Raw genomic sequence first — 17921 nt, forward strand, 5'->3', positions numbered from 1 at the left:
AGTGTCGTTAATTCGTGTTTAAAATATAAAAATGCAATTTAAAAATAAGGAAAGTATTACACTTTCTTCTTATTTTGATAATGTTTAAAAACACCATTTAGGATAACTGTAATTACAATTATAATGGCGCCAATATAAAATTCTGTACTCATTTTTTCTTTTCCTCCAAGAATAAAATAAGCCAGCATAATTCCGTAAACAGGCTCTAAATTAGTCGTTAACATTACTGTGTAAGGCGTTAATTTCTGCATTACTTTTACAGATGCTGTAAACGCATAAGCTGTACAAACAGATGCTAAAATCAATAGCAAAATCCAGTTATTAAGAGACATTGTAAAAAAATCTGCATTGAATTTTCCCTGTACTAAAAAATAAATAGAAATAAAGAAAACACCTGCTCCAAATTCGTAAAATGTAATAACCGATGGTTCATGATCAGAGATTAATTTTCCGTTCATTAAAGTAAATAAAACCCCTAAAATGATAGAAGCCAAGGCATAATACATCCCGCTTAGGTATTTAATTTCTACCTGCATGATCAATGCTAAACCTCCAATGATAATTAATCCGAAGAATACTTCGTACCATAATATTTTTCTTCCGTAAAAAAGCGGTTCTAATAAAGAGGCAAAAAAAGCTCCCAACGAAAATATGGATAATGTTATAGAAACGTTTGAAACATGAATTGCTTTAAAAAAGAAAATCCAATGAAGTGCGATCAGTAATCCGACAAAAATTAATTTGGCAAATGATTGAGCTGATATTACAAACGACTGTTTTTTATATACTATAAAACCGGCCAGAAAAAGCCCTGCTAATAACATTCTGAACCAAACTAAATTTTCAGCATCAATTGTAATTAAAGCGCCTAATATGGCTGTAAATCCCCAGATAAAAACAATTAAATGAAGGTTTAAATAACTTTTTAAATTATCGTTTCGCATTACGTAATAGGTAAATTGCCAGAACTCCGAAAACCATATTCGGGAACCAAACAGCTAATAAAGGTGAGAAAGTAGATTTTTCGGCAAGAGTACCAAATATTTTATCAAAAAAGACAAAAGAAAATGCAATTGCAATTCCAATGGCAAGATTCATTCCCATACCACCACGACGTTTCATTGCCGAAACCGCAACAGCGATAATTGTTAAAATAAATGCAGAAACCGGAACACTGTATTTTTTATAAAGTACAACTAAATAAGTATTAATATTTCCTGACCCACGCTTCCTTTCTTTTTCGATAAACTTATAAAGTTTTCCTAAACTCAAAGTCTCTGCGATATAAACCACAGGAGTCAAATCTTCAAGTTCAAATTTGAATTTGGTGTTTTTTTCAGGCGCTTTTTCGATTACATCATTAAGTTCACCAAGGGTTCTTTTTGTATAATCATACATCGTATAGGTTTTCTTTTTAGGATCCCATTTGATGCGGCTTGCAGTAATTTTATATTTTAATTTATCTTTTTCGAAATGTTCCAGCGAAAAATTAAAAGCTGTTTTCGATTCTTCGTTAAAGCTATTTACAAAAATAAAATCGTTGTCATTAATTTGTCTGTAAACATTGGTATTTTCTCCCCGCATAAGCTGTTTTCCATTTCCTTTTAGATACGTATATCTAAAATTATTAAAACCCTCACTAGCTGCAGGAACAATGAAAAAACCCATTAAAAGCACAAAAATCGAAACAATAGAAGCGCCAATAATATAAGGACGAAGAAAACGAGTAAATGAAATACCTGAACTTAAAACAGCAATAATTTCAGTATTATTGGCTAGTTTAGAGGTAAACCAAATTACCGATAAAAACAAAAATATCGGAAATAAAGAGTTGGCAAAATATATCGTGAAATTATAATAATAGATTGCGATTTGGGTAAACGGAATTTTATTTTCCAGCATTTTATTCACCTTTTCAGAGACATCAATTACAATTCCAATCGGAATAAATAAAAGTATCATCACCGAAAAAGTGGCTAAATATCGTTTTAAAATATACTTATCTATTATCGTCAGCATATATAAATTTGTTTTTTTTGTTTCAGGTTTAAAGTTTCAGGTTCTGCTGAGAACTTGAAACCTGAAACTTCAAACTTGAAACTTTTTTTTAAAGTCTTTGGCTCATATTTTTAACCATCATTTCTTTCCATGGTCTAAAATCGCCTGCTAAGATATGTTTTCTAGCCTCACGAACCAACCACATATAGAAACCTAAGTTATGAATTGTAGCAATTTGTTTTCCCAAATATTCGTTTGCAGCGAATAAGTGACGTAAATAGGCTTTTGTATATTCTGTATCTACAAAAGTATGTCCCATTTCATCAATAGGAGAAAAATCAGCTTCCCATTTTTTATTTTTGATATTGATGGTTCCGTTTGCTGTAAACAACATACCGTTTCTGGCATTACGCGTTGGCATAACGCAATCGAACATATCAATTCCTAACGCAATATTTTCTAAAACATTAATTGGAGTTCCTACTCCCATTAAATAACGTGGCTTATCTTCCGGTAAAATTTCGCAAACAACCTCAGTCATCGCATACATTTCTTCTGCTGGTTCACCAACTGATAATCCACCAATTGCATTTCCTTGCTGCCCTGAATTTGCAATATATTCTGCAGATTGTCTACGCAAATCTTTATAAGTACTTCCCTGAACAATCGGAAAAAACGTTTGTTCGTATCCATATTTATAAGGCACTTTATCTAAATGATTAATACAACGATCCAACCAACGGTGTGTCATGTGCATCGAACGTTGTGCATATCTGTAATCGCAAGGATAAGGCGTACATTCATCAAAAGCCATAATAATATCGGCTCCAATAGTACGTTGAATTTCCATTACATTTTCTGGCGTAAAAAAGTGATACGAACCATCAATATGCGATTTAAACTTCACTCCTTCTTCCTTAATTTTTCTATTATTCGAAAGAGAATAAACCTGATATCCACCAGAATCTGTCAAAATATTACGATCCCAGTTCATGAATTTATGTAATCCACCGGCTTTTTCAAGAATCTCAGTTTGCGGACGTAAGTATAAATGGTATGTATTTCCCAGAATAATATCCGGATTAATATCGTCTTTAAGTTCGCGTTGGTGTACACCTTTTACAGAAGCAACCGTTCCAACAGGCATAAAAATAGGCGTTTCAATTACGCCGTGATCAGTAGTAATACTTCCCGCCCTAGCTTTCGATTGCGGATCTTTTTGTAATAAATCAAACTTCATCTGTGTCTTTTTTCTCCCCATTGTTCGGGACGGCAAAGATAGGTTAATTTGATAATTATCTAAATTAGATTGTTAGATTTTTAAATCACTTGATTATTAGACATTTTTAAAATCTAAATTTCTAAAAATCTAACAATCTATTTATGGCGTTTCCCAAGGGTCGGGCTATCCACTATATCTTTTGTTCCAGAAATATCGTTGTTAATTAAGACCAGACATTTGTCACAAAAGGATGCCGTTGCTATCCCTAACGCAAAGACCAGACATATTCAATAAATTAACTGATATTAAAATCAAATGTAAAAATTGCAACAATCATATTACCAAAGTGTAACACAACAACCCCGGTGATTTCTTAATTTTAATTAATATAAAAATGGAATTAATATCAATTTTAAATTATAGAAATAATGATAAATTCAGAAGAAAAAAATCCTGTAGATTTAGATCAAATCAAGGATGATCAAATTGAAAGAAATCTTGAAAATTTAGATTATCCTGCAAATGAAGACATTTACAATCAGGAAGATAAATTAGAAGATATAGATCCTGAAGGTATTTCAGGGGAAAGAATTATCAATCAGGATAATAATCACGAATGGAAACAAAACAGCGACAAACTCGGAAACGATTTAGATATTCCTGGTTCAGAGCTCGATGACGAACAAGAAGAAATTGGATCTGAAGATGAAGAAAACAATTTTTACAGCGAAGGCGATACTAATTAAATTGCACAAAACTCTACAATTATTTTTTGCCACAGATTAAAGGATTAACACAGATTTTTTAAAATCAACTTAATCATTTTAATCTGTGGCAAAACTTTTATGCACTATTTACAAGATTTTGGTGTTTTTTTTCAAATCAATAAAAAAAGAGACATAATTTAACAATTGTGACAAACTAAAGCAAAAAATCATTTGTCTTACCGCAAAATAAAATTTACTTTTGCACCAGTTTAACTTTTACACATAAAATGAAGCCTAACACACAACAATTAAGCGATTTAACTATCCAAGTAAGAAGAGATATTCTTCGAATGGTACATGCTGTCAACTCAGGACACCCAGGTGGTTCATTAGGTTGTACTGAATTTTTGGTAACGCTATACCAAAATATTATGGAACGTAAAGAAGGTTTTGATATGGACGGAATTGGAGAAGATATTTTCTTCCTTTCAAACGGGCATATTTCTCCTGTATTTTATAGCGTTTTAGCTCGCAGCGGTTATTTCCCTGTTTCAGAATTAGCTACGTTTAGATTACTAAACTCTCGTTTACAAGGTCACCCAACAACTCACGAAGGATTACCTGGTGTTCGTATGGCTTCTGGTTCATTAGGACAAGGTTTATCTGTAGCTCTTGGTGCAGCTCAGGCAAAAAAATTAAATGGTGATAATCATTTAATATATACTTTACACGGTGATGGTGAATTACAAGAAGGTCAAAACTGGGAAGCGATCATGTATGCTTCTGCTAAAAAAGTAGACAATCTTATTGCAACTATCGACGTTAACGGAAAACAAATTGACGGAACAACTGACGAAGTTCTAGCAATGGGAAGTCTTCGTGCTAAATTCGAAGCTTTTGATTGGGATGTTTTAGAAATTGCTGAAGGAAATAATATCGATGCTATTATTGCAGGATTAACAGATGCTAAATCAAGAACAGGAAAAGGAAAACCAGTTTGTATTTTATTACATACTGAAATGGGTAACGGTGTAGACTTTATGATGCACACACATGCATGGCATGGTAAAGCACCAAACAACGATCAGTTGGCAAGTGCTTTGGCTCAAAACTATTCTGCAGATCAAATCGACTATTAAAAAAAAGCTTTAAGCTTTAAGCAGTAAGCTTTATGCCTATTGCCTACAGCCTATTGCGTATAGCAAAAAAATAAAATGAAAAAATATACAAATACAGGAAGTAAAGATACTCGTTCGGGTTTTGGAGCGGGAATGACTGAATTAGGTCAAAAAAACGAAAAAGTAGTAGCACTTTGTGCTGATTTAATTGGATCATTAAAATTTGATGATTTCAAGAAAAATCACCCTGAGCGTTTTTTCCAAATCGGAATCGCTGAAGCTAACATGATTGGTATTGCTGCAGGTTTAACAATTGGAGGAAAAATTCCTTTTACAGGAACTTTCGCTAACTTCTCTACAGGAAGAGTTTACGATCAAATTCGTCAATCAGTTGCTTATTCTGATAAAAACGTAAAAATTTGTGCTTCTCACGCAGGTTTAACACTTGGTGAAGACGGTGCAACACACCAAATCCTTGAAGATATTGGTTTAATGAAAATGTTGCCTGGAATGACTGTAATCAATACTTGTGATTATAACCAAACCAAAGCTGCAACTTTAGCATTAGCAGATCATCACGGTCCTGCTTATTTACGTTTCGGCCGTCCGGTAGTACCTAACTTTACTCCTGCTGACGAACCTTTCGTAATTGGAAAAGCAATTTTATTAAGCGAAGGAACTGATGTAACAATTGTTGCAACTGGACACTTAGTTTGGGAAGCGCTTATCGCTGCAGAAGCTTTAGAAGCAAAAGGAATTTCTGCTGAAGTAATCAACATTCATACAATTAAACCTCTTGACGAAGAAGCAATTCTAAAATCATTGGCTAAAACAAAATGTGTTGTAACTGCAGAAGAGCATAACATTCTTGGAGGTCTTGGAGAAAGCGTTTCAAGAGTATTAGCTTTAAATACTCCTGCTCCACAAGAGTTTGTAGCTGTAAACGATAGTTTTGGTGAGTCTGGAACTCCTGAGCAATTAATGGAGAAATACAAATTAAACAATCAGGCAATTGTTGAAGCTGTAGAAAAAGTTATCAAAAGAAAATAATTTTTTACTTTCTTACTTTATACAAAAAAACCTCGAAATCACTTTCGAGGTTTTTTTATATCTTAAAACTAAATTTATTGTTTTTTGTAAGGATAAGTTTTATCCAAATGTATTCTTAGTCTTGAACTATCTGTAAAGTCAGCATCTATATATGCTCTTGAATTACTTGCAGATTCTTCTTTAGTAGGATCAGCAAGAGCTCCTGTTGGTCTTCTAGGAATACCTCTTGGCTCAGTTTCATCAGTATTTGGCGTAGCAGGATTATCTACAATTGCATCCCAAGGATAGTATTTACTTAATCCGTAATTAAATCCGTTTACAATACCAACTTGTGTAGTAGGTTTTGTTATCTCATAGAAAGTAGAGAATCCGTCTCCATCATCATCATAATCTAAAAAGTCGGGAACACCATCTAAATCTGTATCATCAGGATTTACCGGAGCATTTGGATGTAAGGTTGTATCTCTAAAGTCTCTTAGATAACCATCATTATTAATATCTTCATTAATATCATAAACTCCATCAAAATCATGATCAAGTCTTATAACATTATATAATTTAAAACTAAAGACTAAAGGCGAATAAGCCGGAATACTAGAGCTTCCTCCATAATAACCTAATCCAGAAGGAATAAAAAGAACTCCTGCTCCAAAATTTTCATATTTAATTGTTCCGTCTGGTTGTACTGTTGAAGTTCCTGTTTTAAACTGAGGAAATATTTCACCCCATCCAACGATAGCAGTATATAAATCTATAACTGTTTGCGGATATAAAACCTTTTCGAAAGGAGTCATTTTTAAATATGTTGGGTCGGTATCCGTTTTCTCAACACGTGTCATGTATTCTCCACTATATGCAGCAAGAACACCATCCGTATTTACCGGAGCTATTCCTGTACCTTCTCTTAAAACTAAATAATACATTTTATAGGTAACCCCGTTCAAATCTATATTCCTAGTCAACAATTTTGGAAAAGTTGCACTATTTAAATATGACATTATAGAAGGCTGAGTAGCCGGATCTGTAATTTTAGCGATTACTACATCTTGATCTGCCTGGTTACCCGGGCTATCGACAACAGTTATAAAATTAGTATTTAAATACTCTTCGATATTAGCATTATCTGTATTATATTGCTCCTGGTAATCTCTAAGAGGCACTAACTCAGGATCATCATTACTTTTGCTGCAAGAAACTGTAGCAATACCAGCAAGCAATAAAATAAAATAATATTTAAATTTATTCATTATTGTTAATTTTTTAGGTGCGCAAGATACAATATTGATTTATTTTTGTAAAGAATTTAACTTTGAATTTAGAAAAATTATGCGAATAGATAAATACTTATGGTGTGTACGTTATTACAAAACCAGAAATATGGTAACTGAAGCTTGCAAAAAGAACCATATTACAGTAAATGGGCAGGTTGCCAAACCTTCTAAAGAAGTGTTTCCTACAGACAAAATTACCTTTAGAAAAGATCAGATTACACAAATTATTACCGTACTTGACATTCCGGAAAGTCGTGTTGGAGCAAAACTTGTTGATATTTACCGAAAAAATGAAACTTCGCCGGAAGCTTATGCACACTTAGAATTATTAAAACTATCTAAAGAGCATTATCGTAAAAACGGAACAGGAAGACCAACTAAAAAAGACCGAAGAGATATTGATGAATATGGAAATGACATTATTGATGAGGAAGATGAAAATTAAATTTCATTTTTTTAAATTCCAAATTCCAAAAAAATCTAAAATCTAAAATCTGCAATCTAAAATTCAATTTGTATTTTAGCAAAAAATTAAATCATGAGCAAGAACATCATCTTAACCAATCAGGAAATCGAACATAAAATAAAACGTATCGCATATCAAATTTACGAGACTTTTGTTGATGAAGAAGAAGTTGTTATTGCCGGAATTGCATCAAACGGATCTCTTTTTGCCGAAAAAATTGCGTTGGCATTGAGCAATATATCTACACTTAAAATCTCACTTTGCGAAGTTAAGGTTGACAAGCAAAATCCACAACTTCCAATTCAGACTTCATTAACTAAAGAAGAATACGAAAACAAAGGTTTAGTACTTGTCGATGATGTCTTAAATTCAGGAACAACTTTAATATATGCAGTTCGTCATTTCTTAGACGTTCCGCTTAAGAAATTCAAAACTGCAGTACTTGTAGACAGAAATCATAAAAAATACCCTGTAAAGGCAGATTTTAAAGGAATCTCGCTATCAACATCTCTATTAGAGCATGTTCAGGTTGTTTTTGATGAAAATGGCGGCGATCATGCTTTTTTAAGCTAAGATCGCCATAATATCCTCTACCGTTTCATCGACCGTTCTATTATCTACCGAAACTTTATGTTGTGCATGGTTATAATAAAAACTTCTGTCGAATAAATGTTTTGCAATAAACTCTTTCATTTCCTCGTCATCCATATTAGCAATTAGCGGACGTTTGCTCTTGTTATTAACCAATCTATTAAATAAGGTCTCTATTGAAGCCTTTAAATAAATCGAAGCTACATCATCTCTTTGTAATAATTCATGATTATTGGCATAACATGGAGTTCCTCCACCCAAACCTATTATACTATTTTCTGAAGATTGAAGTAATTCCAGAAACATTTGATGCTCTAATTTTCTAAAATAGATCTCCCCGTGTTGTTCAAAAATCTCATTTATCGACAAATTTGCTTTTTTTTCGATGCATTTATCTAAATCTAAAAACGGAATATTTGTAATTTTTGACAAGTTTTGGGCAATTGTTGACTTTCCGCAACCCATATATCCTAATAATATGATTTTTTTCATTTTAATAATAGCCTAAAAATTAAGACGTTGTAAATTTTGATTAAAAAAAGACAAATTTATAATAAATAAGCTTGCAAATATCAAAAATAACTCCTTATATTTGCACCCGCATTCAAGGAAAGAATATGACTCGATAGCTCAGTCGGTAGAGCACATCACTTTTAATGATGGGGTCCTGGGTTCGAGCCCCAGTCGGGTCACAAATTGTGATTTAACAAAATACTTTCCTTGATAGCAATGACTCGATAGCTCAGTCGGTAGAGCACATCACTTTTAATGATGGGGTCCTGGGTTCGAGCCCCAGTCGGGTCACAAAAGGTCGAGTAATTTATTTTACTCGACCTTTTTTTATTTTAGGCCACGTGGAGAAACGGTAGACTTGCCATCTTGAGGGGGTGGTGCTCGTAAGGGCGTGTGGGTTCAAATCCCACCGTGGTCACAATAATTGCTTATTATCAAGCATTTACATTGTTTTTAGTTGATATTTAGTTGATATTAGCTAGAAAAGGCATAAAAAACCCCGATACAATTTAACTCGTATCGGGTTTTTTATTTTTCTATTTATATGCTTTAGTGTAAATAATTTTATTTTTATCATTTAAATAAACCTTTCTATGAATTATAGTATCCGGATCTACTTTTAGAACCTCAACTTTGTAATAAGGATTTAGACCTTTAAGCTTAGAGAATTCTTTTAAATGATTACTGTAATGATTTGTGCAAATTTTTACCTGATTAGAATAAGACTTACCAAATTCATAGATCCTAACATAGTTTTTTAATTCCGCAGCAGACATATTATCAAAAGATCTAGTTCTAAATTTACCCAAGTCGTATTTTTTCTGATATTCATCAAGATTCTTGTTCGCAGTCTCCAATTTAATCCTATCAAAACTTATAATTTCTTCTAATGCTTCCCTGTCAGACATTTCAACGCAATTATAATTTATATTTCTTCTTTCTATTTCAGATAAATTTTTCTGAATATGTTTTTCTACAACTTCTAACTGATCTGAATATTTAGAACAAGAAAAAACAAAAATTGATAATACGGCAACTAAAATAATTCTCTTTTTCATAATTAAGTTTTAATAAATATAAGATTATTTTACATCAAATAATTTTCTCATCTGGCTTTTACTCATAGAAGTACTTTTATTTAAAATGTGAGGCTCGCCGTTTTTATGAAATAATGCAACATATCCGTTGTAGCACATCATTTGTTTTCTAAACATAATTCTCACTATAGAGCCATCTAAAGTTTTGACTTCATAAGAATCTTCTTTTTCAAAAGTTTCTTGTGAAATAATGTCAAACATTTGTTTATATGTATCTTTTGATACTAAAAAACTTTCTGCATCTGAATACTGATTTGTACTTTCAAAAGACAAAATTACTTTGTCTTCATAAATATCTGCGGACGCAAAGAAGTTGCCCATAGGCGCAATTGTAATCTCTTTTAATGGTTTTTCTTTTTGTTCTTTTTCTACCTGACCATTAACGTTTGTAGCAATAAGAACTACAATCGTAGCTAATAATAATTTTTTCATCTTTTATGTTTTAAAATTTATTCAAATATAAAGCAATTGAGGACATACATGTCCTACGGCAGAAAAAAAATCTTGTGAATTTTGAATTATGGAGTTAGAACATGAATTTTTTATGAAGCTAGGCAGCAAAATTCGCAGATTACGTGAAACCAAGAACCTGAGTCAAGAGGCATTAGCAAACGACTGTAATTTACCTACGCGGCAAATTGGTAGGGTTGAACGGGCGGAGATCAACCCTACATTACGAACCTTGATTAAAATAGCCAATGCGTTGGAATTAACACCAAGCGAGCTTCTAAATATTAGCAACAAATAAAACCCTTTACATTTCTGCAACGGGTCTTATTTACTACTGATTCAAAAGTATAATTTTCTCAATTTGTCTTTGTGCTTCAGGCGGTAAATTCTCAATAACAAGATTGTCAATTCTATTATTGTTTATCTGTATATAATTCTTAATGTTTTTTGGCTCTCTTTCGGTTGTTAATTCAACATATCTTGCTAATGCTTTTACATCATTGTTTTGCATGCCTATCGAATAAATCATTCCTATTGCCTTTTCTCTCAATTTGCTTAAAACCTCTTTGCTTTGTTGTTTGTGAGTGGCTGTGTAGTCTGATTCTAAAAGATGCTTATGTACTGTCGTTCGGCTTAGTCCTGTTGCTTGTGATATTTCTAAAACGGTTGGGGTTCTCTGATTTTCCTTTGTAAATAAATGCAGTTGCCTTGCTATTAACTGCTCGTTTACTGTCCAACGTTGATTTTTAAAATTCTCAACTTTTTGCGGAGTTCGATTATATCCATTTACTGAAAGTGCCAACTCTGCAAGATCAAAATATCTGTCGATCGTATTTGTCGGTTTTTCATCGCTAAGAGCGTCATTTAGCTGTTCCTGCAACCAAGTTAAAAGCTTTTTATGTTCTGCCGGGTTTTCATCAAAAATACGTTGGAATTGCTCCAACGTATTTAAAGTAGAAAAATCTGTTAACTTCTGTAAACCCATAATTCTTATTTTAAATTAATCAGTACACTGGCTAGTGTAGTCTCATGTACTTCAAACGGAAGCGTGTTGCGTGAGTTACCATTAAACACGCGATTCAAAGTGTAAATTTCTCCAGCATTTAGATTAAGCCCCAATTTAGACAAGCGGTTTAAGTCAGTTACTATTTTATGCACCAGCTCATAAATTTCCAGCTGTTCAGGTCGTTCTGCATAGGTAGAACTTTCTTCCCTGATTGCCTCGGTTCTAATTTCTGTTAATGGTTTGTAGGCCAATAACGATTGATTTTTAAAGTAGAAAGCCTCGGCGATTTTATAATCGTCATCAATACCGTTTGCCTGGAGATTAAAGGACAAAGTCGCATTTGGGTAATCTGTTTTAAAATGCTGTTCCACGGCCTCCCAATTATCGACTTCATGCAAGTCCAAACCTAAACGACGTAACATATCTAGCATTTTTAAACCGTTATTATATTTTAATTTTTCGTATTGGATAAGTTCGTCATAAACTGCATTATTAAATTTCACTAATATTCTTTCTGTATTTTTCATAATTATTATTTATTGATTATTACTTTGTAATAGTATTTGATTATTTACCTAAACTATTTTGTGGTTTGTTTTAAGCGGTGCATCGGTAATGGTATATGCTTTTGGCTTTGTATAGCTGTCATACTTAGCTGCTTCGTTTTGTGTTTTCTTAGCTGATTTAGCACTTTTCATTAGGACTTCCAGCTTGTTTAGTTCTTCATCACTCAGAGCCATTAAATCATTGAAAGAGATGACTGGTTTTGTTGAAGCAATGAATTTGTTTTTAGAACTGTCGTTTTGTTGCATTGAATTTAAAAACGGGATTAGCTCGTTAATCAATGTTTGTCTTTGTTCATTCGTGTAATTTTTCATAGTATTTGTGTTTAAGTGTTATTAATTTTTCATTTTGTCGATGTACTCCCCTTTTTAGGCAAAAACCAACTACATTTTAATTTATTGATATACAATGTTTTACGTATTGCTTGTAGTAGCGTTGTAAGTGTAGAAAGTATAATCCTCACGGAGGTGCTATTTATATGTATATAGTGCATAATATATCTTCTGAATTATGTGTGTATATTATACCTCCTTATACACATACTTCTTACTACATTACTACATCCTTTGTTAGCTCCTAATCTCATTGAGTTAAGACGTAGCAACTAGATATATTATTTAGTTGCTACTTCCTTACAACATACTACGCTTCAAAATTGAACTTTAAAGCATAACCATACTTTGGCGCCCCATCTACTCTTTTTGATTTCCTTTCAACTCCCATCTTTTTAAGAGCCATCCCAATGCGCTTAATAAATAAAGGTTGCTTAGTATTACGTTCTAATTCAAGAAGGATTTCAGTTGACGTAACAAAGCCACTCAGATCGGCGTGAAAGCTGTTTTCAATTAAGCCTTCGTAAACGTCTTCACTTTCGAAGTTTTGGTTTTCTGCGGCCTGCAAAGATCTTTCATCTTCATTAAGTACGCTGGTTTCTCCTAATAAATGAAAATCATAAATTACTTTCCAGACTTTATTTAAGTCGATTTTGAAGTACTTATTTAGGTCAAACGCCCTTACGTCCAAAGTCAAGAACCTGGTGTTTCCTGTACTGTCATTCAATATATTTTTCTCATTGGTCGTGGCCATTATAATCGAACTCCTAAACATCTGTTCGTGGTTTCGTCGATAAGGACGGCGTTCATAAATATCGTACGAACTCGTCAGATTTTTGAACTCGCTAAGCGTTTTACTCTTAGTCAAAATATCTTCAAATTCATCGAAGCAGGCCACCAGAATAGAACACAGTGCAATCTTTGTATCAGTAATTTTGTTTTGGTTAAACTCGACAACTTTACCGTATTGCTTCAAAGGTTCGGTAAGTATGTTTTTAGCCACGCTTGTCTTTCCAGCATTTTGCGCCCCGGAAAATATCAGTACATTTTTAGTCATTCGGTTAAGAATATGTAAATCAAATAAACCAAGTAGCCAGCGCGTGAAGTAGATTTTAGTTAATTTTTTAGGTGTTGAACTTTCAAAACAATCTATAAGCCTATCTAATTCATCAATTTTTGTGAAGTCTGTTTTTGGTAACTTTTCAAGCTCCTTGATAAAGTTCAAAAATGGGTGTACTTTGCTGCTGTTTGAAATAACGTCAATACAGGAAAGCAATATCTCTTTTGATTGATTTTTACCGCTCAAAAGTGATAACTCGGTTACCATATTCGAAATATGGTAATCGTTCAAAGGACTGCCATTAATTTCGATAACCCCGGTAAGGGAATTTAAACGTATTTCCTTTTGCTCTAAAAAATCCAAAGTTTGCGAATATGATTCTTTGCTATTTGGCCGCATTGGCTTAGCCTCATTAAATAGGCCAAAACCTAACTTCGCCAGCTCTTTTGATGCTTTATAGTCATCAAAATCACTTAATTCCTTATACAGCTCGTAAAGATTGTAGTTTTCCTTTTTAAGCCCCGTATTCGGGCTAAACACTTGAAACAAAACCACGCCTTTGTTATAAAACGCTACTATAGATTTTAAAGATCCTCCAGCTCTTTGGTATTCAAAAATTGCTGGTGTCTTTCCTGCTGTAATTGTATAACCTAACTCAACTAATAATGCGTTACTAATTTCAAGGCCTAGCAACCCGCTATTATTAAATGCCGTTGCTGGATCGGTCGAAAACGCATTTAGAGTAAAATCATCATCCAATTGAACCGTCGGCAATTCCTGTAAATCCTCCTTTAAAATATCTGTGTAAACTTTTGAATTTAGATTGTAAAAAGGCGCTGGATCATACGCAATAAATCTTAGACGAGTTTCGTCCGCTAAAAAATCAATCTTTGCGCCATACATCAAATCATAATAATTAGCGAGAGAAAGGAATATTTGTTTAAAGTTGTTACCAATTGGAATTTTCACATATACGCATAAGCCCTTACCACTCAACGAGTAATGCACAATAAAGCTATAAGGGTCTTTTTCTAAATCGTTCTTATATTCACGCCAGTCATTGTAACAATTTGGCAAAATATCTTTGTCGATAACTGCCAAGCCGCTTAAAAACAAAATATTTTTTATAGAACGTCCGTTTTTATCCATAACACACGAACCAGTAATACAAGGCTGCAACAATTTAGCTTTTTTGTATTCATCTAAACTTAAAGCTCTTAACCTTTCGGTCTCGGCTCTTTTTGTTTGATCGCTAATAAGTGCTAAATATTCACTTATTGAAATATCTTTCTCCTTTTTAGTTGATTTTGCGTTTTTGAATAAAGAAAAAATTGGTTTATCTTTATCCAGCGTAGAACAAAGATTTTGAGGGCTTTGGTTGGGTTTTATACTCTCCACAGCCCTATCTTTTTAGAGGGGTTACCGCTTCTAAAACTTCGGAACGTTTGTACAAAACACGGTTTCCAATTGAGTAAGATTTTAACCTTCCTGACTTTGTGTGTTTGTGCAATGTAGTTTTATTGAAATGAAGAATTTTACAAACCTCATCACGACTAATTAAATCGCTTTCCTGTAGTTGGGCTTGTATTGGTGTTTGGTTTTGTAAAATGTTGGCAATTGAGTCTGCCAGTTCACTAAATGTACATCCTTGAAATAAAATTTGTGCTTCCATAATATCGCTGTTATGATTAATAATAAAGCGAAATTATAGCAGGACGTATTCCCATTTAGGGCGGTTTTTTCCCCTTTGGGGAAACTGTATTTTGTTGCTTTAAATTAGCCCTCCAAAAATGATATTGAAATTATTTTCTCTTTGGTCATTAGAACTTTTTTTAAGTGATTTTAACTTTCTTTCAACTAAATAGTAATCGTAATCCTTTTTATTTATCAACTTCATATCTTCGAAGATAACTTTCATAAAGGAATTATCTTTTATGTCGTGAATTAAATTTTCGTGTTGCATCCTCTTTTTTAAATACGAATAATCCGTATAGGCTTCTATAATATGCTTTTGGGCGTACTCAATGAATTTATCGTAAACATTTGAATTTGCAAATACCGAAGGAAAAGGGTTTTCTTTACCTACTGTTTCAATCTGTTTAGGTTTGGACAATTCAATTAATTTATCTTTCAAAAAATCCAATTCTATAGTAAAAACCAAATAATCCGAAGCCGTCCCTGTTTTGGTTACCGTCCAAACCCCGTTAATAAATTCTTTGCCGTCCAATTCTTCCCCCTCATAAAAATCAGCAGTTTCATAGTATTCTTCTAAAACCTTTTCTAAAACCTTAATTCTATAGTTGATAAAAAACTTTTCGTCTGCACTTGGGTTTTTAAGTTTAAATTCTGTTAGTTCAAAACGATATTGTTTTTCTTCTTGTGTGGTTTGATCAACCATAGTATTATTTTTGAGTTCCTGTATTTCTGATTACTTCCATTGCCGGGGCTTCTTTTGTTCTCGGTGCTAATTTGTTGAAATATTCAATCATCTGAAAAGCATTGTCGTATGTAGTTTTACCTATGTAAGATAAAAACATTCGTTCCGATCCATGGGCTGTAATATTCATTAAAATAGGTGTTGGAATACGTCCGTAAAAGTTTGTAGCAAAAGAACGTCTGCAAACGTGGGAACTAATAACCTGCCATTTAGGAAAAATATCTTTTTTATGCGGTGTGCCTTTTTTCTCTTTAATCCTTGCTTTAGTAGGTTTATCGATACCGGCGACTTGACAAACGTCTTTGACATATTCATTAAAACGTGATAAAGATGTTTTATAAGGAAAGCCGTCCTTTAGAATTTCCAACGCCTCAGGCAGTAACGGAATAGCTACCAGCTTACCAGTCTTTTGCTGCTTCAATTCAATAATTTTAACCCCTGCAATCTCTTTTATATTCTTTTCTGTAATACTCAATAAATCGCCTGCACGCTGGCCAATTAAGCAACCCAATAAAAGCCACTTTCTAGCATTTATTAAAGCTTCACGCAAAAGAATAGCTTTTTTAATTTCGGCCTGCTCGTCTTCATTCAAAGTGATGATGTCCTCAGGTTCTCTACTTTCAGAAATACCTTTAAAATTCTTAACCTGTATAGATGTTTCAATATCATTCTTAAAAGCATCCCTGCAAACGGTTCTAAAATTAGCTATGTTTTTACCGACGTAATTTGTCGAATAGCCTTTTCCAAACATCCAAAGTTTATAACGCTCAAGGAATTGCAAATTCACATCTTTAATTAAGATACTTTTACCTTTTAAAACATCGGTTTCGTATTTTATAATAGTGTTTTTGAATAGCTTTAAATTCTGAACACGTCCACGGCTCAAACCTAGTTCCTTTTTTGCATTTTGTTTGTAGGGTGCTTCATCAATATACTTTTGAATATAAGTAGTTAAAATATCTAAGTCCACGGGGGCGTTTTTGCCGTTAAACAAATCAATTTGACTTTGCAGCCAGTCGCCAGTAATTTCGATTCCTGCAGGTTCGTCTTTATTAAAAGCTCTAGTTATAAAAATAGACAGTTCTTCTAAATCAACACGCAAATTTTTTATATCATCGGTTCTACCGATCAGGCTATTTTTTTCAACATCCCAATTTTTAGGGTTTATTGTTTTTCCTGTTTTTCTTTTAAACTCTTTTCTAAATCCAGCGGACAGAAAAACATAAATATTAGCCGGGTCGTTTTTACCTTGTATGATATACTTAATTTTCATCTGTATTTGTTTTAAACAAAGATAATCATTAAAACTATTCTAGTTGATATTTAGTTGATAAATTGCGTGTCTAAACGTATTCACTTGTTTTCTAACAATCTTTAGACTATCTTAAAATAAAGGACTTAAAAAATTTAAGATATAGCGAAATACGCGAAAATACGGGGGCTTTGTCCCCACCGTGGTCACATCTTGGGACAAATCAGAAAACACCTGATTTGTCCCTTTTTTTTTACTATCTAAACCCTTGTAAAATAAGAGCATAATCCTGAGTGCTTCATTGATTCTTGTGGTTCGACACTCTATTCCGTCAAAAGTGAGCTTTTCAGGAAAAATCGAACCAATTATCTTTCTTTTTCTTGCGGTTGTACCTTCCTCATATAATGTTGCCAGTTGAGAAATATGACTAATAGCCTTATCCAGCAAAGGTTCAACGTTTGCAGTTCCTTTAATTCCAGTCGTTAATTTAGCTTCAAGCCTATTTATTTTTTCCTCAGTCTCTATTTTTATTATGCGATAATCATTAGGGTCTAAATCTCCTGCAATAAGTAAATTTCTAGCTTTCGCCAATCTTTCATTAGTCACTTCCAGTTCTTCTTTTAATCTATTAACATCACTGCGTTCATGTTTTGTTTTATTTTTAAATACGGATACTATTACTTCTTTGTATAATTCTAAAAAAGGTAATGTGGAAAAAACGGTCAAATTGACCATAGATTTTCAGTTTAAAATGATCACTCGATTCGGAGCAAACTGATCACCTAAT

The 17921-nt window shown here is 33.1% G+C and carries 21 protein-coding genes and 3 tRNA genes; 9 read left to right on the plus strand and 15 right to left on the minus strand.

Annotated elements, in window-relative coordinates:
- Window positions 1–56 precede the first annotated feature (56 nt).
- The 3 genes from GKZ86_RS24690 to tgt form a co-directional block, all read right to left on the minus strand.
- Window positions 57–944 (minus strand): DMT family transporter, encoded by an 888-nt coding sequence (locus GKZ86_RS24690; RefSeq protein ID WP_154785683.1) that lies wholly within the window; start codon window positions 942–944, stop codon window positions 57–59.
- A complete protein-coding gene (locus GKZ86_RS24695; RefSeq protein WP_154785684.1) occupies window positions 931–2019 on the minus strand; it encodes an LptF/LptG family permease in 1089 nt (362 codons plus the stop codon). The genes GKZ86_RS24690 and GKZ86_RS24695 overlap by 14 nt, the downstream gene beginning before the upstream one ends.
- A gap of 88 nt (window positions 2020–2107) precedes the next feature.
- Entirely contained in the window at window positions 2108–3238 is a 1131-nt protein-coding gene (gene tgt, locus GKZ86_RS24700; RefSeq protein ID WP_154785685.1) for a tRNA guanosine(34) transglycosylase Tgt, read from the minus strand.
- A gap of 410 nt (window positions 3239–3648) precedes the next feature.
- Here tgt and GKZ86_RS24705 point away from each other — a divergent pair, with 410 nt between their 5' ends.
- The 3 genes from GKZ86_RS24705 (at window position 3649) to GKZ86_RS24715 (ending at window position 6095) form a co-directional block, all read left to right on the plus strand.
- The gene (locus GKZ86_RS24705) at window positions 3649–3966 is read left to right on the plus strand and encodes a hypothetical protein (RefSeq protein WP_154785686.1); all 318 of its coding nucleotides are present in this window, start codon (window positions 3649–3651) and stop codon (window positions 3964–3966) included.
- Between the two features lie 248 nt (window positions 3967–4214).
- Window positions 4215–5066 carry a transketolase gene (locus GKZ86_RS24710; protein WP_154785687.1) on the plus strand — a complete coding sequence of 284 codons (852 nt, stop codon included), beginning with the start codon at window positions 4215–4217 and terminating at the stop codon, window positions 5064–5066.
- A gap of 75 nt (window positions 5067–5141) precedes the next feature.
- A complete protein-coding gene (locus GKZ86_RS24715) occupies window positions 5142–6095 on the plus strand; it encodes a transketolase family protein (RefSeq protein ID WP_154785688.1) in 954 nt (317 codons plus the stop codon).
- Window positions 6096–6169: 74 nt separating this feature from the next.
- Here GKZ86_RS24715 and GKZ86_RS24720 read toward each other — a convergent pair whose 3' ends face one another.
- Window positions 6170–7342 carry an FKBP-type peptidyl-prolyl cis-trans isomerase gene (locus tag GKZ86_RS24720; RefSeq protein WP_154785689.1) on the minus strand — a complete coding sequence of 391 codons (1173 nt, stop codon included), beginning with the start codon at window positions 7340–7342 and terminating at the stop codon, window positions 6170–6172.
- Window positions 7343–7421: 79 nt separating this feature from the next.
- Here GKZ86_RS24720 and GKZ86_RS24725 point away from each other — a divergent pair, with 79 nt between their 5' ends.
- Both GKZ86_RS24725 and GKZ86_RS24730 read left to right on the plus strand, forming a co-directional pair.
- Window positions 7422–7811, plus strand: a complete 390-nt coding sequence (locus tag GKZ86_RS24725; RefSeq protein ID WP_154785690.1) for an RNA-binding S4 domain-containing protein — start codon at window positions 7422–7424, stop codon at window positions 7809–7811.
- 93 nt (window positions 7812–7904) lie between these two features.
- A complete protein-coding gene (locus GKZ86_RS24730) occupies window positions 7905–8405 on the plus strand; it encodes a phosphoribosyltransferase family protein (protein ID WP_154785691.1) in 501 nt (166 codons plus the stop codon).
- Here GKZ86_RS24730 and GKZ86_RS24735 read toward each other — a convergent pair.
- Window positions 8397–8915 (minus strand): shikimate kinase, encoded by a 519-nt coding sequence (locus GKZ86_RS24735; RefSeq protein WP_154785692.1) that lies wholly within the window; start codon window positions 8913–8915, stop codon window positions 8397–8399. The genes GKZ86_RS24730 and GKZ86_RS24735 overlap by 9 nt on opposite strands.
- Before the next feature lie 127 nt (window positions 8916–9042).
- Here GKZ86_RS24735 and GKZ86_RS24740 point away from each other — a divergent pair.
- The 3 genes from GKZ86_RS24740 (at window position 9043) to GKZ86_RS24750 (ending at window position 9354) form a co-directional block, all read left to right on the plus strand.
- Window positions 9043–9115 (plus strand) — tRNA-Lys (locus tag GKZ86_RS24740).
- Window positions 9116–9154: 39 nt separating this feature from the next.
- Window positions 9155–9227, plus strand: a tRNA-Lys gene (locus tag GKZ86_RS24745).
- 44 nt (window positions 9228–9271) lie between these two features.
- Window positions 9272–9354 (plus strand) — tRNA-Leu (locus GKZ86_RS24750).
- Between the two features lie 118 nt (window positions 9355–9472).
- On the opposite strand, the gene GKZ86_RS24755 is transcribed toward GKZ86_RS24750, so the two are convergent.
- Both GKZ86_RS24755 and GKZ86_RS24760 read right to left on the minus strand, forming a co-directional pair.
- Window positions 9473–9994 (minus strand): hypothetical protein, encoded by a 522-nt coding sequence (locus tag GKZ86_RS24755; protein ID WP_154785693.1) that lies wholly within the window; start codon window positions 9992–9994, stop codon window positions 9473–9475.
- 24 nt (window positions 9995–10018) lie between these two features.
- Window positions 10019–10465: a hypothetical protein gene (locus GKZ86_RS24760; RefSeq protein ID WP_154785694.1), complete on the minus strand. Its 447-nt coding sequence runs from the start codon at window positions 10463–10465 to the stop codon at window positions 10019–10021.
- A gap of 88 nt (window positions 10466–10553) precedes the next feature.
- On the opposite strand from GKZ86_RS24760, the gene GKZ86_RS24765 reads away from it, so the two are divergent.
- Window positions 10554–10781 carry a helix-turn-helix domain-containing protein gene (locus GKZ86_RS24765; RefSeq protein WP_154785695.1) on the plus strand — a complete coding sequence of 76 codons (228 nt, stop codon included), beginning with the start codon at window positions 10554–10556 and terminating at the stop codon, window positions 10779–10781.
- Window positions 10782–10814: 33 nt separating this feature from the next.
- Here the strand turns inward: GKZ86_RS24765 and GKZ86_RS24770 are convergent, their stop codons facing one another.
- The 8 genes from GKZ86_RS24770 to GKZ86_RS24805 all read right to left on the minus strand — a co-directional run bounded on the left by GKZ86_RS24770 (window position 10815) and on the right by GKZ86_RS24805 (window position 17869).
- Complete coding sequence (locus GKZ86_RS24770; RefSeq protein WP_154785696.1) at window positions 10815–11468, minus strand: hypothetical protein; 654 nt, start codon at window positions 11466–11468, stop codon at window positions 10815–10817.
- 5 nt (window positions 11469–11473) lie between these two features.
- Entirely contained in the window at window positions 11474–12016 is a 543-nt protein-coding gene (locus GKZ86_RS24775; RefSeq protein ID WP_154785697.1) for a hypothetical protein, read from the minus strand.
- A 48-nt stretch (window positions 12017–12064) separates the two neighbouring features.
- Window positions 12065–12367: a hypothetical protein gene (locus GKZ86_RS24780; RefSeq protein WP_154785698.1), complete on the minus strand. Its 303-nt coding sequence runs from the start codon at window positions 12365–12367 to the stop codon at window positions 12065–12067.
- A 328-nt stretch (window positions 12368–12695) separates the two neighbouring features.
- A complete protein-coding gene (locus GKZ86_RS24785) occupies window positions 12696–14843 on the minus strand; it encodes a VapE domain-containing protein (protein ID WP_154785699.1) in 2148 nt (715 codons plus the stop codon).
- 4 nt (window positions 14844–14847) lie between these two features.
- Window positions 14848–15117 carry a helix-turn-helix domain-containing protein gene (locus GKZ86_RS24790; protein WP_154785700.1) on the minus strand — a complete coding sequence of 90 codons (270 nt, stop codon included), beginning with the start codon at window positions 15115–15117 and terminating at the stop codon, window positions 14848–14850.
- Window positions 15118–15216: 99 nt separating this feature from the next.
- Window positions 15217–15843 carry a hypothetical protein gene (locus tag GKZ86_RS24795; RefSeq protein WP_154785701.1) on the minus strand — a complete coding sequence of 209 codons (627 nt, stop codon included), beginning with the start codon at window positions 15841–15843 and terminating at the stop codon, window positions 15217–15219.
- A gap of 4 nt (window positions 15844–15847) precedes the next feature.
- Window positions 15848–17155: a phage integrase SAM-like domain-containing protein gene (locus GKZ86_RS24800; RefSeq protein WP_154785702.1), complete on the minus strand. Its 1308-nt coding sequence runs from the start codon at window positions 17153–17155 to the stop codon at window positions 15848–15850.
- Window positions 17156–17266: 111 nt separating this feature from the next.
- Window positions 17267–17869: a hypothetical protein gene (locus tag GKZ86_RS24805; protein ID WP_154785703.1), complete on the minus strand. Its 603-nt coding sequence runs from the start codon at window positions 17867–17869 to the stop codon at window positions 17267–17269.
- Window positions 17870–17921: the final 52 nt, after the last annotated feature.

Source organism: Flavobacterium sp. LC2016-13 (genome assembly GCF_009707955.1).
Lineage (GTDB): Bacteria > Bacteroidota > Bacteroidia > Flavobacteriales > Flavobacteriaceae > Flavobacterium.

Excerpts from the sequence above, each read along its gene's own strand:
- GKZ86_RS24690 (WP_154785683.1), bottom strand. The coding sequence starts at position 944 with ATGCGAAACGATAATTTAAAAAGTTATTTAAACCTTCATTTAATTGTT.
- tgt (WP_154785685.1), bottom strand. The coding sequence starts at position 3,238 with ATGAAGTTTGATTTATTACAAAAAGATCCGCAATCGAAAGCTAGGGCG.
- GKZ86_RS24725 (WP_154785690.1), top strand. The coding sequence starts at position 7,422 with ATGCGAATAGATAAATACTTATGGTGTGTACGTTATTACAAAACCAGA.
- GKZ86_RS24760 (WP_154785694.1), bottom strand. The coding sequence starts at position 10,465 with ATGAAAAAATTATTATTAGCTACGATTGTAGTTCTTATTGCTACAAAC.
- GKZ86_RS24710 (WP_154785687.1), top strand. The coding sequence starts at position 4,215 with ATGAAGCCTAACACACAACAATTAAGCGATTTAACTATCCAAGTAAGA.
- GKZ86_RS24795 (WP_154785701.1), bottom strand. The coding sequence starts at position 15,843 with ATGGTTGATCAAACCACACAAGAAGAAAAACAATATCGTTTTGAACTA.
- GKZ86_RS24755 (WP_154785693.1), bottom strand. The coding sequence starts at position 9,994 with ATGAAAAAGAGAATTATTTTAGTTGCCGTATTATCAATTTTTGTTTTT.
- GKZ86_RS24800 (WP_154785702.1), bottom strand. The coding sequence starts at position 17,155 with ATGAAAATTAAGTATATCATACAAGGTAAAAACGACCCGGCTAATATT.
- GKZ86_RS24730 (WP_154785691.1), top strand. The coding sequence starts at position 7,905 with ATGAGCAAGAACATCATCTTAACCAATCAGGAAATCGAACATAAAATA.
- GKZ86_RS24780 (WP_154785698.1), bottom strand. The coding sequence starts at position 12,367 with ATGAAAAATTACACGAATGAACAAAGACAAACATTGATTAACGAGCTA.
- GKZ86_RS24705 (WP_154785686.1), top strand. The coding sequence starts at position 3,649 with ATGATAAATTCAGAAGAAAAAAATCCTGTAGATTTAGATCAAATCAAG.
- GKZ86_RS24775 (WP_154785697.1), bottom strand. The coding sequence starts at position 12,016 with ATGAAAAATACAGAAAGAATATTAGTGAAATTTAATAATGCAGTTTAT.
- GKZ86_RS24715 (WP_154785688.1), top strand. The coding sequence starts at position 5,142 with ATGAAAAAATATACAAATACAGGAAGTAAAGATACTCGTTCGGGTTTT.
- GKZ86_RS24765 (WP_154785695.1), top strand. The coding sequence starts at position 10,554 with ATGGAGTTAGAACATGAATTTTTTATGAAGCTAGGCAGCAAAATTCGC.
- GKZ86_RS24735 (WP_154785692.1), bottom strand. The coding sequence starts at position 8,915 with ATGAAAAAAATCATATTATTAGGATATATGGGTTGCGGAAAGTCAACA.
- GKZ86_RS24770 (WP_154785696.1), bottom strand. The coding sequence starts at position 11,468 with ATGGGTTTACAGAAGTTAACAGATTTTTCTACTTTAAATACGTTGGAG.
- GKZ86_RS24695 (WP_154785684.1), bottom strand. The coding sequence starts at position 2,019 with ATGCTGACGATAATAGATAAGTATATTTTAAAACGATATTTAGCCACT.
- GKZ86_RS24805 (WP_154785703.1), bottom strand. The coding sequence starts at position 17,869 with ATGGTCAATTTGACCGTTTTTTCCACATTACCTTTTTTAGAATTATAC.
- GKZ86_RS24720 (WP_154785689.1), bottom strand. The coding sequence starts at position 7,342 with ATGAATAAATTTAAATATTATTTTATTTTATTGCTTGCTGGTATTGCT.
- GKZ86_RS24790 (WP_154785700.1), bottom strand. The coding sequence starts at position 15,117 with ATGGAAGCACAAATTTTATTTCAAGGATGTACATTTAGTGAACTGGCA.